The organism is Escherichia sp. E4736 (assembly GCF_005781225.1).
Classification (GTDB): Bacteria; Pseudomonadota; Gammaproteobacteria; order Enterobacterales; family Enterobacteriaceae; genus Escherichia.
Genome location: NZ_VATT01000014.1, coordinates 280200 through 297209 on the forward strand (window position 1 = coordinate 280200; position 17010 = coordinate 297209).

Consider the following 17010-nt stretch of genomic DNA (forward strand, 5'->3'; position numbering starts at 1 on the left):
ATCAGCTCCCTGGTTAAGGATAGCCTTTAGTCTGCCCGGTCACCATCACGCAAAAACCAACAATCTTGCGCTTTAATTTTTTTCGCTCACCAGGAAACTTTTAAACTGCGGCGACATCCAGGTTTTAAAACTATCGCCTTCTTTGGTGATCATATAAACCGCCAGCCCTTCCCGGCGAACGACTTCTTTGGCTTTCTCTGACCCGAGCACCATCAAACCTGTATCCCAGGCGTCAGCTTCCAGTGCCGTCGGAGCAATCACCGTCACGGACACCAGATTATGTTCGATAGGTCGTCCGGTTTGCGGATCGATAACATGGGAAAGGCGTTTGCCGTCCAGTTCGTAATAGTTGCGATAGCTGCCGGAGGTACTGATACCGTGACCGTTGATATCCACTACCGCCTGAACTGCGTTTTCTTTATCGGTTGGTTTTTGAATCGCCACTCGCCACGGCTGGCCTTCGCCGTTCATACCGCGGCTGTTCAGCGCTCCCCCCACCGACACCAGGTAGCGGGAAATACCTTCCTGCTCCATCAAGCGTGCCAAATGATCGGCGGCATAGCCTTCGCCGACGGTCGAAAGATCGACATATAAATCCGGAAGATCTTTTTGCAGGTACTGCTGATGATACTGATTGATGACCGTCAGGTGCTGTAAGCCGGTTTTGGCTTTCATTGCATCAATTTGTTCCTGGCTCGGAATTTGTACCGGTTGTTGTTCCGGACCAAAGCCCCACAGATTCACCAGTGGCCCGACAGTAATATCCATCGCGCCATCGGTCTTGGCGCCAATACGTAGCGAGGTGGTGATAATATCAGCCATCGCTTCACTTACCGGCCACGGTGTCAGGCTTTGCGAGTCGTTAAAGCGCATCAGCGCGGAGTCTTTTTTATAGGTCGAAAGCAGCTGATCGTCAGCGTCCAGCTGGGTCTGAATCTTCTCTTTGAGCTCGGCACTACGTTTGGCGTCAATGCCCGGGATGCTGGCACGCCAGAAGGTTCCCATGGTTTTGCCTTCAAGAACAGTCAGTTCAGTAGCGTGGGAGTTGGCGGGTTGTGGTTTTTGATCGCAACCGACAAAGAAGAGCGTGGCAGCCAGCAATGCCACGCGGGTAAAGTTTATTTCCATATGTGATTATCCTCATGCGAACGGTCGCAAGAGTACACCAAAAAAACGCGTTTGTACGCTGAAAACAATGAAAAAAGGGCCCGAAGGCCCTTTGTCGATAGAAATCGAAATTAGAACTGGTAAACCAGACCCAGAGCTACGATGTCATCAGTGTTGATGCCAGCAGCGCGGGTGAACTGGTTGTCGTCCAGCAGGTTGATTTTGTAGTCAACGTAGGTGGACATGTTTTTGTTGAAGTAGTAGGTAGCACCAACATCAACATATTTCAGGATATCTTCGTCGTCGTAGTTACGACCAGCAACGACACCCAGGTTTTTACCTTTAGACTGCAGGTATGCTACAGACGGACGCAGACCGAAGTCGAACTGGTACTGAGCAACAGCTTCGAAGTTCTGTGCTTTGTTCGCCCAACCCAGGGAACCTACGCGAGTTGCGTTGTAGGTCTGGGTGTACTGAGCAGCCAGGTAGATGTTGTTAGCGTCGTATTTCAGACCACCAGTGTAGGTTTCAGCACGGTCGCCGTTACCGATGTAAGCAATGCTGTTCTGATCATCAGTACGTTTGGAGCTGGAAACTGCAGCACCGATACCGAAGCCTTCGTAATCATAAGTGATAGAACCGCCGACACCGTCGCCGTTCTGACGCAGAGCGCCACGACCGTTGTTGGTCATGCCTTCGCCGCTTACGCTACCGTTTTTGCCCTGGTACTGAACTGCAAAGTTCAGGCCGTCAACCAGACCGAAGAAGTCGGTGTTACGGTAGGTCGCGAAGCCGTTACCACGCTGCTGCATGAAGTTGTCAGAACCGTAAGTATCGCCACCGAATTCTGGCAGTACGTCGGTCCAGGAAGTTACGTCGTAAACAACGCCGTAGTTACGACCGTAGTCGAAAGAACCGATGTCCTGGAATTTCAGACCAGCAAATGCCACACGGGTCCAGGAGTTGTTTTCGCTTTCCGGAGCGTTGCCCTGGATCTGATATTCCCACTGGCCGTAACCGGTCAGCTGGTCAGTAACCTGAGTTTCACCTTTGAAGCCAAGACGCATGTAGGTCTGGTCGCCATCTACAGACTTGTCGTCAGAGAAATAGTGCAGGCCGTCTACTTTACCGTACAGATCTAATTTGTTGCCGTCTTTGTTGTAAACTTCAGCAGCATTTGCTGCGCCTGCTACCAGCAGAGCTGGGACCAGGAGGGACAGTACTTTAACTTTCATGTTATTAACCCTCTGTTATATGCCTTTATTTGCTTTTTTATGCCACTGCATACTGATTAACCCTCATTAATCAGTCGGCAGGTCCATTCTCCCCAAAAATGCAGAATAATCCAACACGAATATGATACTAAAACTTTTAAGATGTTTCAAATATCCACATAGGTATTTCAAAATGTAAATGTGATGGAACTTTTTCAAATTCTAATGGTTGAGCAAATAACGCACTAAACATCAAGTAAGATTATTTCGACCTTTAAAACAATAACTTAATCTTAAGTCTTTGACCGCACTGAATGTTAAAACAAATTCTTCACTCGCAACTAAAATATCTCTCGCTATCATCATTAACTTTATTTATTACCGTCATTCATTTCTGAATGTCTGTTTACCCCTATTTCGGCCGGATGCATCGCATCCGGTTTTTTTTACCCTTCTTTACACATCTTTTATTTTCCTGTGCTACCGTAGCAAAATTATAACAATCGTTAACTATTTCGTAAAAAACGACAACAATTACCGACAAAATCTATCTGCGCTATTTTCCTGATAATTTTCTTCATGCCTGTGGGTTATTTGTACATTAACAACGCATTTGTACATTTATTTACCGCAGCGCAAAATGTGAAATATCGTCGGCTAATGCCTTAACATCAATCAGGTAAGAGTCTGGAATTTCACACTGTACCCTTTATACTGCCCTATCACTTTGCGAAGTTTTAACAGGTCATAAACACGAATGCGTCAGAAAGAGACAACGGCCACGACCCGCTTTTCACTCCTACCGGGGAGCATTACCCGCTTCTTTTTACTGCTGATCATCGTGTTACTGGTGACGATGGGTGTAATGGTACAAAGCGCCGTTAACGCCTGGCTGAAAGATAAAAGCTACCAGATCGTTGATATTACCCATGCCATACAAAAGCGCGTCGATACATGGCGTTATGTGACCTGGCAAATCTACGACAACATTGCCGCGACGGCCTCTACCTCCTCCAGCGAAGGGTTGCAGGAGACGCGCCTGAAACAGGATGTCTATTATCTGGAAAAACCGCGCCGCAAAACGGAAGCCCTGATCTTTGGTTCTCACGACAACTCAACGCTTGAAATGACCCAAAGAATGTCCACTTATCTGGACACATTATGGGGCGCAGAGAATGTACCCTGGTCGATGTACTATCTGAACGGCCAGGATAACAGCCTGGTTTTGATCTCCACCCTACCGCTCAAAGATCTCACCTCGGGATTTAAAGAGTCGACCGTCAGTGACATTGTTGATTCTCGTCGCGCAGAGATGTTGCAACAGGCCAACGCCCTGGATGAACGCGAAAGTTTTTCTAACCTGCGCCGCCTGGCCTGGCAGAACGGACATTATTTTACCCTGCGCACCACCTTTAACCAGCCGGGGCATCTGGCGACGGTAGTCGCTTTTGATCTGCCTATTAATGATTTGATCCCGCCGGGGATGCCGCTGGACAGTTTCCGTCTGGAGCCAGACGCGACAGCTGCGGGAACCAATAATAATGAGAAAGAAGCGACGGATAGCGTCAGTATCCACTTTAATAGTTCGAAGATTGAAATCTCTTCGGCGCTAAACTCCACGGATATGCGTCTGGTCTGGCAGGTTCCTTATGGCACATTGCTGCTGGATACGTTGCAAAACATTCTCCTGCCGCTGCTGCTGAACATCGGTTTGCTGGCGCTGGCGCTGTTTGGCTATACCACCTTCCGCCATTTCTCTGGCCGCACCACCGAAAGCGTACCCAGCACGGCAGTGAACAATGAACTGCGCGTTTTGCGGGCCATCAATGAAGAGATCGTGTCACTGCTGCCGCTCGGCCTGCTGGTTCACGATCAGGAATCGAATCGCACAGTAATAAGTAACAAAATTGCCGATCACCTGCTGCCGCATTTGAATCTGCAAAACATCACCACTATGGCAGAACAGCATCAGGGCATCATTCAGGCGACGATCAATAACGAACTGTATGAGATCCGTATGTTCCGCAGCCAGGTCGCGCCGCGTACACAAATCTTCATTATTCGCGATCAAGATCGCGAAGTACTGGTGAACAAGAAACTCAAGCAGGCGCAGCGTCTGTACGAGAAAAATCAGCAAGGCCGGATGGCCTTTATGAAAAATATTGGCGATGCACTAAAAGAACCAGCACGCTCCCTGGCGGAAAGCGCAGCCAAACTCAACACACCGGAAAGCAAACAACTGGCGAATCAGGCTGATGTGCTGGTGCGCCTGGTCGATGAAATCCAGTTAGCAAATATGCTTGCCGACGATAGCTGGAAAAGCGAGAGCGAGCTTTTCTCCGTGCAGGATTTAATTGATGAAGTCGTGCCTTCCGTGTTGCCAGCCATCAAGCGTAAAGGTTTGCAGCTATTGATTAACAATCATCTAAAAGTACACGATATGCGCTGCGGCGATCGCGATGCCCTACGCCGTATTTTGCTGTTACTGATGCAATATGCTGTCACCTCAACGCAAATGGGGAAAATTACCCTTGAGGTTGACCAGGACGAATCTTCCGAAGAACGTCTGACTTTCCGCATTCTGGACACCGGAGATGGCATAAGTATTCATGAAATGGATAATTTGCACTTCCCGTTCATCAACCAGACCCAAAGCGATCGCTACGGCAAGGCGGATCCGTTAGCATTCTGGTTGAGCGATCAACTGGCGCGCAAGCTAGGCGGTCATTTAAACATCAAAACGCGCGACGAGCTTGGTACACGTTATTCCGTGCATATCAAAATGCCCACTGCGGAACCGGAAGTAGAAGAGGAAGAAGAGCGTTTACTGGATGATGTTAGCGTGATGATGGACATAACTTCCGCAGAAATTCGGAATATTGTCACTCGCCAGTTAGAAAATTGGGGGGCAACCTGCATCACACCGGATGAAAGATTAATTAGTCAAGATTATGATATCTTTTTAACGGATAATCCGTCTAATCTTACTGCCTCTGGCTTGCTTTTAAGCGATGATGAGTCTGGCGTACGGGAAATTGGACCTGGTCAATTGTGCGTCAACTTCAATATGAGCAACGCTATGCAGGAAGCGGTCTTACAATTGATCGAAGTGCAACTGGCGCAGGAAGAGGTGACAGAATCGCCTCTGGGCGGAGATGAAAATGCACAACTCCATGCCAGCGGCTATTATGCGCTCTTTGTAGACACAGTACCGGATGATGTTAAGAGGCTATATACTGAGGCAGCAACCAGTGACTTTGCTGCGTTAGCCCAAACGGCTCATCGTCTGAAAGGCGTGTTTGCCATGCTTAATCTGGTACCCGGCAAGCAGTTATGTGAAACGCTGGAACATCTTATTCGCGAGAAGGATGTCCCAGGAATAGAAAAATACATCAGCGACATTGACAGCTATGTCAAGAGCTTGCTGTAGCAAGGTAGCCTATTACATGAACAATATGAACGTAATTATTGCTGATGACCATCCGATAGTCTTGTTCGGTATTCGCAAATCACTTGAGCAAATCGAGTGGGTGAATGTTGTCGGCGAATTTGAGGACTCTACAGCACTGATCAATAACCTGCCGAAGCTGGATGCGCATGTTTTGATTACCGATCTCTCCATGCCTGGCGATAAATACGGCGATGGCATTACCTTAATCAAGTACATCAAGCGCCACTTCCCAAGTCTGTCGATTATTGTTCTGACCATGAACAACAACCCGGCTATTCTTAGCGCGGTGCTGGACCTGGATATTGAAGGGATCGTTCTGAAACAAGGCGCGCCGACCGACCTGCCGAAAGCGCTCGCCGCGCTACAGAAAGGTAAGAAATTTACTCCGGAAAGCGTTTCTCGGCTGTTAGAGAAAATCAGTGCTGGCGGTTACGGTGACAAGCGCCTCTCACCAAAAGAGAGTGAAGTTCTGCGCCTGTTTGCCGAAGGCTTCCTGGTTACCGAGATTGCTAAAAAGCTGAACCGAAGCATTAAAACCATCAGTAGCCAGAAAAAATCCGCAATGATGAAGCTGGGAGTCGAGAACGATATCGCTCTGTTGAATTATCTCTCTTCTGTGACGTTAAGTCCGGCGGATAAAGAGTAATTTCCCGCATTCCCGATAAACTCCGATTACCGGATGCAGCGTAAACACCTTATCCGGCCTACAAATTCCATTATTTCAATGGATTACGATAATGTAGGCCAGATAAGACGCGTCAGCTTCGCATCTGGCATTTGCACCGATTGCCGGATGCGGCGTAAACGCCTTATCCGGCCTACAAATTCCATTATTTCAATGGATTTCGATAATGTAGGCCAGATAAGACGCGTCAGCGTCGCATCTGGCATTTGCTCCGATTGCCGGATGCGGCGTAAACGCCTTATCCGGCTTACGATTCTCGCGCTTTCCTGACCCTCTCGGCATACATCGTCAGCGTCTGTTTTATAACATCCAACGTCACTGGCTTAGACAGACAGCTATCCATACCGGACTCCAGACACCGCTGTTTCTCTTCAGCCAACGCATTGGCCGTTACCCCTATTACCGGCAACGTCAGTCCCAGCTGGCGGATACGTTGCGTTAACCGATAGCCATCCATATTCGGCATGTTGACATCACTTAACACGATATCAATGTGATTCTTACTAAGAACATTAAGCGCATCAACACCATCATTCGCCGTCTTACACTGATAGCCCAACGATCCAAGCTGATCGGCCAACAGACGACGGTTAATTGGATGATCGTCCACGACCAGAATCATCATATCGTCGTTATTGCTGACCACTTTGTCGGTCGACGGCAGAGAGTTAGCAGGATCGTCGCTCTCCATTTCTATCAGATAGATGCGCGCCAGCAATGTCGGTAGCTCGTGCGGAGCTGCCACACTGTGTACCCATTCACCAGGCGCTTTCTCAAGAGGGATACCGATATGGCGACGACAGAAAGTCACAACCGCCCTGCCCTGCCATTTTTTACTCATCACATCATCGGTGATCAACACATCTTCGGAAGTCGGCTCCTGCCCTTCGTATGTAGCAACGACTATGCCGCTACGCTGCAAACTGGTTTCAAGGAACTGACAGAGCGACGCATTGCGTACCGCCAGCCAGCAACGTTTACCCGTTAATCCTTCGACACCTTTTTTCTGCGGATACTGCGCGCCATACAGTGGAATACGCACCGCAAACTGGCTGCCCATTCCCGGTTCAGAATCCACCGAGATGTCACCGTCCATCATGCTGATCAGTTTTTCACAAATCGCCAGCCCCAGACCAGTACCCTGGAAGTTACGCTGTACGCCCGTCCCTACCTGGAAGAACGGATCAAATAACCGCACCACTTCTTTAGCTGGAATGCCCACCCCGGTATCGCGTACGCGAATAGAAAGATAATCACCATCAACGCGAACATGCAGAACAATGCAGCCGGTATCGGTAAATTTAATAGCATTACTCAACAGGTTGGAGATCACCTGCTGTAAGCGCATTGGGTCGCCATTGAGCGCCATCGGTACATCTGGCTCAATAAAACAGTACAAACCAAGTTGCTTGCGTACCACCAGCGGCAAATAGTTGGCGGTGATGTGGTTCATGACTTCGCGCGGTGAAAACTCGCGAGGTTCGATTTTCAACTGTTCCGATTCAATCTTCGAGAAATCGAGAATGTCGCTAATAATTTTCAATAACAGGCTGGAAGAGTTATTCATTGCCGTCACCAGACGGTCGACACCTTTTGGTAACTCTTTGGTTTGTAATAGATCCAGGTTGCCAATAATGCCATACAGCGGCGTTCGCAGTTCGTGGCTGACGGTAGCAAGGAACATCGATTTTGACTGGCTCGCCTGTTCTGCTGCCTGCGCCATTTCTTGCAGCGACTCTTCCATCTTCACACGTGAAGACACATCTACCAGTACGCAAATTGCCACGTTTTCATTACGATAGCGCGAATGAACAAAGCTGATTTGCAGGTTGGTATTGTTACTGGTAAGGACATCGACAAAATTGACCTGCTGGCCACAAATAATTTGCGTCAGCCGTTGACGATCCTCATGCGTAAGCATGTTGAGATAGGTATGCGCCAGTTCGTTACTCAAAATATTAACGCCATCGACAGTTCGCAAAATGCAGATCCCCACAGGCGCTGAGGCGACTATCTTGCGGTTAAACTGCTCATGCTCTTCCAGTCGCTGGGCGTCACTTTCCGCCGGAATAAAAATACGTCGCTCATACATCCGTGCGAGGGTAAACAATGCAGCACCCGCAATCACGTTCAGCAAAATCGCGTTAAGTATCAACATGCGAATACGTTCCAGCACCTGATCAACAGGCACGGAATAGACAATACTTAGCGAAGACGGCGGTAGATTTTTTTTCAGCACCAGCTCACGGAAACCTGGCGTATAGCCAAACCAGGATCGCTCCTGCATCCAACGCGGTTCGGCTTTAATCTTACTTTCCGGTCCGGTCAGCGAAATCAGGGTATGGCCATTTTCATCAAGAATGGTGACGCCCATCGGCAACGTCCCCGGCAGGAAGAAGTTCTCCATCCGAATTGTCTGTTCTACGCCTAAAAGCGCTTGCAAACGGTTTGCCAGATAAACCGGCGTCAGCGCGTAGAAATATCCCACCCCAGGACGCGGCCCTTCACTGATCCAGAAAAGATTACTGCCACTGTCATCCTGTGGCGCGTTACGATATTTGTTAATGCGTTCATGCAGGGCTTTCAGAGCGGTGTCACGTTCGACGGGCATATCACGCAGGCCAAAGTTAGCCATACAGAGGTTATCGCTGCCGATTAAAAACACGCGGTTGAGATCGTAAGCCGCAGAGAAATTATCGCGCCAGTAGCGCATAAACCACGCCAGTGACTCCAGGGAGCCTCGCCAGGTATTGCTCATTGCGGAACAATCGGAATCAGCAAACAGCGGTTCGAAAACCGGCACATCTGCTTGCGTTTCACGCCCACGCGGAGAAAGCACGCCGTTTTCCACGGATAAGCGATTTTCAGCAATGTACTTCAGCTCTTTCATGACATCAGAGGTGCGCTGAATAAACCGCTGGGCCTGATCGGAGCTCAGATTAAATTCCTGACGAATCTCAGATTCTCGTTGATGTAAAGCGTTGACGATGTAAAACACTGATGAAAAAGCAATCAACAGCCAGATCAATAACGCCAGCGCTCTGAACATGTAGCGCGAGACTTTCAGGGTTGTGCGAAAAGAAGCAAGGTATTTCAAAGGGGCGAAGCTCCGCCTCAGGTGACCGATGGAGTGTGGTTAAGGTAGCGGTAAAAGCGTGTTACCGCAATGTTCTGTCTTCTCTGGAATATGATACACCGCCGAGAAATCATTACCTTAACCCCTGATAATCGTCGTTTGCCTGAAAAACCAACCCGGATACCCAGCATGCACTCTCTGAAGTGGTTGTACCCACGTCGTCTGCGCAACCAGCTCATTATGATGGCAATCCTGATGGTCATCATTCCGACGCTATCTATTGGTTATATCGTAGAAACTGAGGGTCGGTCAGCGGTCTTATCTGAAAAAGAGAAAAAATTAGCGGCAGTTGTGCAGTTGCTGAACGCCGCACTGGAAGAACGCTTTGCGCTTTACCAACATCTGCCTCGTGAGGCACGCATCCAGGCACTGAATCATGAGTTGGCTCCCATCACTGAACGTATTACCCGAGCATTTCCCGGTGTCGGGGCTGGCTATTACCACAAAGGGCTGGATGCAATTATCACTTATGCCCCGTCGGCACTCTATCAAAGCAATGTAGGTATTAGCATCACCCCGGATCATCCCGGCAATATCGTTATGCAAACCAACACGCCACAACTCTTTTCCGGCAGGCAAGTCCGCGGCGATATTATGAATTCCATGATCCCAATAGAACGCCAGGGCATCGTGCTTGGTTATATATGGGCGAATGAATTAACGGAGGATATTCGTCGTCAGGCATGGAAAATGGACGTGCGGATAATCATTGTCCTTTCTGCCGGGCTGCTGATTAGTCTGCTGTTGATTGTGCTTTTTTCCCGTCGTTTAAGCGCCAACATCGATATCATCACCGCGGGTCTGTCGACGCTGGCGCAGAATAATCCTACGCAATTGCCACCGCTACCTGGCGAACTAGGGCAAATCAGCCGTTGTGTGAATAACCTTGCCGATGCGCTTCGTGAATCGAAAACACTCAATGACCTGATTATTGAAAATGCCGCCGATGCCGTGATTGCCATTGACCGACAAGGCGATGTGATCACCATGAATCCCGCAGCGGAAGCCATTACCGGATACAAACGTCACGAGCTGGTAGGCCAGCCTTACGCCACGCTATTTGCCAACACCCATTTTTATAGCCCTGTCCTCGATACGCTGGCGCACGGCATTGAACATATGGCACTGGAAATCAGCTATCCCGGACGCGACCGAACCATTGAAATCAGCGCCACCACCAGCCGAATCCATGACGGACATGGCCAAATGATTGGCGCTTTAGTGATTTTTTCCGATCTGACGGCACGTAAAGAGGGCCAGCGGCGACTGGCGCAGACGGAAAGACTCGCCACCCTGGGGGAACTGATGGCGGGCGTAGCCCATGAAGTGCGCAATCCTCTCACCGCCATCCGGGGTTACGTGCAAATCATTCGCCAACAGACTCCCCAGTCAGAGCACAAGGAATATCTCTCAATTGTGCTGAATGAGATTGATTCCATTAATAAAGTTATTCAGCAGCTTTTGGATTTTTCCCGTCCGCGTAAAAGCCAGTGGCAACAAGTGTATCTCAATGCCTTGATCGAAGAGACGCTGATTCTTGCCCAAACCTCCGGCGTACAGGCACGGATCGACTTTATTACAGAGCTTGATCCTTCACTCACTGCGATCGTGGCAGATCGAGAACTACTCAAGCAGGTAATCCTGAATATGTTGATCAATGCCGTGCAAGCTATCACCGCGCGCGGGGAAATCCGCATTCGCACGTGGATGTATACGGCTAACCAGCAGGCGATCACGATTGAAGACAACGGCTGCGGCATCGACCTGTCACTACAGAGAAAAATCTTTGATCCCTTCTTTACCACCAAAGCGTCCGGTACGGGACTTGGCCTCGCCCTAAGCCAACGAATTATTAATGCGCATCAGGGCGATATACGCGTCGCCAGCCTCCCCGGCTGTGGTGCCACATTTACCCTTATCTTACCGATTGATCCGCAGGAAAATTTGCCCTTATGAATGCTGTTTACCGAGTCCTGATTGTCGACGACGAAGAGAATGTGCGTCGTATGTTGTCCACCGCATTTTCTTTGCAGGGTTATGACACTCACTGCGCCAGTAATGGACAAGAAGCCTTGCCTCTGTTCACCCGTGTGCAGCCGGACGTAGTGCTGATGGATATCCGGATGCCGGAAATGGATGGCATCAGCGCGTTAAAAGCGATGCGTGGTCACAACCCTCGTACGCCCGTTGTCCTGATGACCGCGTATGCGGAGGTCGAAACGGCGGTGGAAGCCTTACGCAGCGGTGCGTTTGATTACGTAATCAAACCGTTTGATCTGGATGAACTGAACCTGGTCGTGCAGCGCGCATTACAGCTGCAGTCAATGAAGAAAGAGATTCGCCAGCTACATCAAGCGCTAAGCGCCAGTTGGCAGTGGGGCCACATATTAACCAACAGCCTGGCCATGAAGGAAATCTGCAAGGATACGGCAAAAATCGCCCTCTCCCAGGCCAGCGTATTAGTCAGCGGCGAAAGTGGTACGGGTAAAGAGCTGATCGCCCGGGCGATCCATTACAACTCCCGACGCGCCAATGGGCCATTTATTAAAATTAATTGTGCCGCGCTACCAGAATCCCTGCTTGAAAGCGAACTTTTTGGTCATGAAAAGGGCGCATTTACTGGTGCACAAGCGCTACGTCAGGGGCTTTTTGAGCGTGCCGACAGCGGAACGTTATTCCTGGATGAAATAGGTGAAATGCCATTGGTATTGCAGGCCAAATTATTGCGTATTTTACAGGAAAGGGAATTTGAACGGATTGGTGGTCATCAAACCATCAAAGTCGATATTCGCATTATTGCCGCTACCAATCGTGACCTGGACGCAATGGTAAAAGAAGGGACTTTCCGTGAAGATCTCTTTTATCGCCTTAACGTAATTCATTTAATATTGCCGCCGCTTCGCGAGAGACGTGAAGACATTTCCCTGTTAGCCAACCATTTTCTGCAAAAATTCAGTAGCGAAAACCAGCGCGATATTATCGAAATAGACCCCAGCGCGATGTCGTTGCTCGCCAGCTGGTCGTGGCCAGGCAATATCCGAGAGCTTTCCAACGTCATTGAACGCGCCGTGGTAATGAACTCAGGACCGGTGATTTTTGCAGAAGATCTACCACCACAATTTCGCCAGTCTGTAAGCCTGAATAGCGATGCGAAGAGCACACCAGTTGGCGAACGCAATCTCAAAGAAGAGATTAAGCGTGAAGAGAAACGGATCATTATTGAAGTGCTGGAGCAACAGGAGGGAAACCGTACCCGCACCGCACTGATGCTCGGTATCAGTCGCCGCGCGTTAATGTACAAACTGCAAGAATACGGTATTGATCCAGCTGGTACGTAAGACAAAAACTGCTATGCAGAAATTTGCACAGTGCGCAAATTTCTGCATAGCAGTGTATTACCTCCTTCCCTCCTTATTTTTTTAATTCCCTTTTTTTCAATACATTAGAAATCGACATCGAATAACTTCATTCTGGCACTCCCCTTGCTATGCCTTCTGTGTACCCACAACGGTGTATTCAAGAGGGATAAAAAATGAAAACAAAATTGATGAGCATAGAGGACGCCGCCAGCTTCTTTCGTGATGGCATGACCATTATGGTTGGTGGTTTTATGGGAATTGGCACGCCTCCCCGCCTCGTTGAGGCATTACTGGAGTCCGGTGTCAGGGATCTGACATTAATCGCCAATGACACGGCATTTATTGATACTGGTACTGGCCCGCTGATCGTCAACGGTCGGGTCAGCAAAGTCATCGCTTCACATATCGGCACCAACCCGGAAACCGGACGGCGTATGATTTCTGGCGAAATGGAGGTCGTTCTCGTACCGCAAGGTACGTTGATTGAGCAAATTCGCTGTGGCGGTGCCGGACTTGGTGGTTTTCTCACCCCAACCGGTGTCGGCACCGTCGTCGAAGAAGGCAAACAAACGCTCAACCTCGATGGCAAAACCTGGTTGCTTGAACGTCCATTGCGGGCAGACTTGGCGTTGATCCGCGCCCACCGTTGCGACGCACTCGGAAACCTCACCTACCAACTCAGCGCCCGCAACTTTAACCCCCTGATTGCTCTCGCAGCAGACATCACGCTGGTGGAACCCGACGAACTGGTCGACACCGGCGAATTGCAACCTGACCACATTCTCACCCCCGGTGCCGTTATCGACCACATCATCATTCCGCAGGAGAGCAAATAATGGACGCAAAACAACGTATTGCGCGCCGCGTGGCGCAGGAACTTTGTGATGGTGACATCGTTAACTTAGGGATCGGTTTACCCACAATGGTCGCCAACTATTTGCCGGAGGGTATTCATATTACTCTGCAATCGGAAAACGGCTTCCTCGGTTTAGGCCCGGTCACAACAGCGCATCCAGATCTGGTTAACGCAGGCGGACAACCGTGTGGCGTTTTACCCGGCGCAGCGATGTTCGACAGCGCGATGTCATTTGCGCTGATTCGTGGTGGTCATATTGATGCCTGTGTACTCGGTGGCTTACAGGTCGATGAACAAGGCAATCTCGCCAACTGGGTCGTGCCAGGAAAAATGGTGCCTGGTATGGGTGGTGCGATGGATCTGGTGACCGGATCGCGCAAAGTGATCATTGCCATGGAACATTGCGCCAAAGATGGTTCAGCAAAAATTTTACGTCAATGCACCATGCCGCTAACCGCCCTTCACGCAGTTCATATACTGGTGACAGAACTGGCGGTGTTCCGCTTTATCGATGGCAAGATGTGGCTCACTGAAATTGCCGAAGGTTGTGATTTAGAAACTGTGCGTGCCAAAACTGAAGCGCAGTTCGCCGTCGCTGATGATCTTTTGCTCCCACAGGGGGCGCTATGATCGGTCGCATCTCGCGTTTTATGACGCGCTTTGTCAGTCACTGGCTTCCCGATCCCCTGATCTTCGCCATGCTACTGACATTAATCACCTTTGCAGTAGCACTCTGGCTAACGCCACAAACTCCAGTCAGCATGGTGAAGCTCTGGGGCGACGGCTTCTGGAATCTGCTGGCATTCGGGATGCAGATGGCGCTCATCATCGTGACCGGACATGCACTCGCCAGTTCTGGTCCGGTGAAAAGTTTGTTACGTACTGCGGCGTCAGCAGCCAAAACGCCTACCCAAGGGGTCATGCTGGTCACCTTTTTTGGTTCCGTCGCCTGCGTAATCAACTGGGGATTCGGTCTGGTGGTTGGCGCAATGTTTGCTCGCGAAGTTGCACGTCGGGTACCAGGCTCCGACTATCCGTTGTTGATCGCTTGCGCCTACATCGGCTTTCTCACCTGGGGCGGTGGTTTTTCCGGCTCAATGCCGCTACTGGCAGCGACGCCTGGAAATCCCGTTGAGCACGTCGCCGGGTTAATTCCGGTCAGCGATACCCTGTTTACTGGCTACAACATCTTTATCACCCTGGCCCTGATTGTGGTGATGCCGTTTATCACCCGCATGATGACGCCTAAGCCTTCCGACGTGGTGAGTATCGATCCGAAGCTGTTGTTGGAAGAAGCGGATTTCCAGAAGAAGCTCCCTGCAGACGCCCCACCTTCAGAGAAACTGGAAGAAAGTCGCATCCTGGCGTTGATTATTGGTGCTCTGGGCATTGCTTATCTGGTGCTGTACTTCTCCGAGAAGGGATTCAACATCACCATCAACACCGTCAACCTGATGTTTATGATTGCCGGTCTGTTGTTGCATAAAACGCCGATGGCCTATATGCGGGCGGTAAGTGCGGCTGCGCGCAGTACCGCCGGGATTCTGGTGCAATTCCCCTTCTATGCTGGTATCCAGTTAATGATGGAACACTCCGGCCTCGGTGGCCTGATCACCGAATTTTTCATCAATGTCGCCAACAAAGATACCTTCCCGCTGATGACCTTTTTTAGCTCTGCGCTAATTAACTTCGCCGTGCCTTCTGGCGGTGGACACTGGGTTATTCAGGGGCCATTCGTCCTTCCTGCCGCGCAGGCGTTAGGGGCCGATCTGGGTAAATCAGTCATGGCGATTGCTTACGGTGAACAGTGGATGAACATGGCACAACCGTTCTGGGCGCTACCTGCACTGGCAATAGCCGGGCTCGGTGTCCGAGACATCATGGGCTATTGCATCACCGCCCTGCTCTTTTCCGGCGTCATTTTCGTCATTGGTTTAACGCTGTTCTGACGGCAACTCATAAAAGGAAGAAAAATGAAAAATTGTGTCATCGTCAGTGCGGTACGTACTGCCATCGGTAGCTTTAACGGTTCTCTCGCCTCCACCAGTGCCATCGATTTGGGGGCAACGGTGATTCAAGCCGCCATTAAACGCGCGAGAATCGATTCACAACATATCGATGAAGTGATTATGGGGAACGTGTTGCAAGCCGGGCTGGGGCAAAACCCGGCGCGTCAGGCGCTGCTAAAAAGTGGACTAGCTGAAACGGTGTGCGGATTCACGGTCAACAAAGTGTGTGGTTCAGGTCTGAAAAGCGTGGCGCTTGCCGCACAAGCGATTCAGGCAGGTCAGGCGCAGAGCATCGTGGCGGGTGGAATGGAGAACATGAGTTTAGCGCCCTACTTGCTCGATGCAAAAGCACGCTCTGGTTATCGACTGGGAGACGGACAGATTTATGACGTAATCCTGCGCGATGGCCTGATGTGCGCCACCCACGGTTATCACATGGGGATTACCGCCGAGAACGTTGCCAAAGAGTATGGAATTACCCGTGAAATGCAGGATGAATTGGCGCTACATTCACAGCGTAAAGCGGCAGCCGCCATTGAGTCCGGTGCTTTTACAGCCGAAATCGTCCCGGTAAATGTTGTCACTCGGAAGAAAACCCTCGTCTTCAGTCAAGACGAATTCCCGAAAGCGGATTCTACGACAGAAGCGTTAGGCGCATTACGCCCGGCCTTCGATAAAGCAGGAACAGTCACCGCCGGGAACGCATCTGGTATTAACGACGGTGCTGCCGCTCTGGTGATTATGGAAGAATCTGCAGCACTGGCGGCTGGCCTTAAACCACTGGCACGCATTAAAAGTTATGCCAGCGGCGGCGTGGCCCCCGCGTTGATGGGAATGGGCCCCGTTCCCGCCACGCAAAAAGCGTTACAACTGGCGGAGCTACAACTGGCGGATATTGATCTCATTGAGGCTAATGAAGCGTTTGCTGCACAGTTTCTTGCTGTAGGGAAAACACTGGGCTTTGATCCTGAGAAAGTGAATGTCAACGGTGGTGCCATCGCGCTCGGGCATCCTATCGGTGCCAGTGGTGCTCGTATTCTGGTCACACTATTACATGCAATGCAGGCACGCGATAAAACGCTGGGGCTGGCAACACTGTGCATTGGTGGCGGCCAGGGAATTGCAATGGTGATTGAACGGTTGAATTAACGAACAAAAACGCCCGATAGCGAAAGTTATCGGGCGTTTTCTTG

11 protein-coding genes are annotated in these 17010 nt (G+C 50.1%); 8 read left to right on the forward strand and 3 right to left on the reverse strand.

The window, feature by feature from the left end:
• Positions 1-72 precede the first annotated feature (72 nt).
• The gene (apbE, locus tag FEK46_RS10580) at positions 73-1128 is read right to left on the reverse strand and encodes an FAD:protein FMN transferase ApbE (RefSeq protein WP_135559366.1); all 1056 of its coding nucleotides are present in this window, start codon (positions 1126-1128) and stop codon (positions 73-75) included.
• A 110-nt stretch (positions 1129-1238) separates the two neighbouring features.
• Entirely contained in the window at positions 1239-2342 is a 1104-nt protein-coding gene (gene ompC / locus FEK46_RS10585; protein ID WP_130207146.1) for a porin OmpC, read from the reverse strand.
• A 736-nt stretch (positions 2343-3078) separates the two neighbouring features.
• On the opposite strand from ompC, the gene rcsD reads away from it, so the two are divergent.
• Positions 3079-5751 carry a phosphotransferase RcsD gene (gene rcsD / locus FEK46_RS10590; protein WP_130207147.1) on the forward strand — a complete coding sequence of 891 codons (2673 nt, stop codon included), beginning with the start codon at positions 3079-3081 and terminating at the stop codon, positions 5749-5751.
• Between the two features lie 16 nt (positions 5752-5767).
• Positions 5768-6418 carry a response regulator transcription factor RcsB gene (gene rcsB, locus FEK46_RS10595; RefSeq protein WP_042290573.1) on the forward strand — a complete coding sequence of 217 codons (651 nt, stop codon included), beginning with the start codon at positions 5768-5770 and terminating at the stop codon, positions 6416-6418.
• Positions 6419-6704: 286 nt separating this feature from the next.
• On the opposite strand, the gene rcsC is transcribed toward rcsB, so the two are convergent.
• Positions 6705-9554, reverse strand: coding sequence for a two-component system sensor histidine kinase RcsC (gene rcsC / locus FEK46_RS10600; RefSeq protein ID WP_130260524.1), 2850 nt, complete (start codon positions 9552-9554; stop codon positions 6705-6707).
• A 168-nt stretch (positions 9555-9722) separates the two neighbouring features.
• Here rcsC and atoS point away from each other — a divergent pair, with 168 nt between their 5' ends.
• From atoS to atoB, 6 genes are all read left to right on the forward strand, one after another.
• Complete coding sequence (gene atoS, locus FEK46_RS10605) at positions 9723-11549, forward strand: two-component system sensor histidine kinase AtoS (RefSeq protein WP_130207149.1); 1827 nt, start codon at positions 9723-9725, stop codon at positions 11547-11549.
• The gene (atoC, locus tag FEK46_RS10610) at positions 11546-12931 is read left to right on the forward strand and encodes an acetoacetate metabolism transcriptional regulator AtoC (RefSeq protein WP_131162016.1); all 1386 of its coding nucleotides are present in this window, start codon (positions 11546-11548) and stop codon (positions 12929-12931) included. Before atoS ends, atoC begins: the two co-directional genes overlap by 4 nt.
• 194 nt (positions 12932-13125) lie before the next feature.
• Positions 13126-13788: an acetate CoA-transferase subunit alpha gene (gene atoD, locus FEK46_RS10615; RefSeq protein ID WP_135559365.1), complete on the forward strand. Its 663-nt coding sequence runs from the start codon at positions 13126-13128 to the stop codon at positions 13786-13788.
• A complete protein-coding gene (locus FEK46_RS10620) occupies positions 13788-14438 on the forward strand; it encodes a 3-oxoacid CoA-transferase subunit B (RefSeq protein ID WP_130207151.1) in 651 nt (216 codons plus the stop codon). Before atoD ends, FEK46_RS10620 begins: the two co-directional genes overlap by 1 nt.
• Positions 14435-15757 carry a TIGR00366 family protein gene (locus tag FEK46_RS10625; RefSeq protein ID WP_135559364.1) on the forward strand — a complete coding sequence of 441 codons (1323 nt, stop codon included), beginning with the start codon at positions 14435-14437 and terminating at the stop codon, positions 15755-15757. Before FEK46_RS10620 ends, FEK46_RS10625 begins: the two co-directional genes overlap by 4 nt.
• Before the next feature lie 24 nt (positions 15758-15781).
• Complete coding sequence (atoB, locus tag FEK46_RS10630; RefSeq protein WP_130207153.1) at positions 15782-16966, forward strand: acetyl-CoA acetyltransferase; 1185 nt, start codon at positions 15782-15784, stop codon at positions 16964-16966.
• Positions 16967-17010 lie beyond the last annotated feature (44 nt).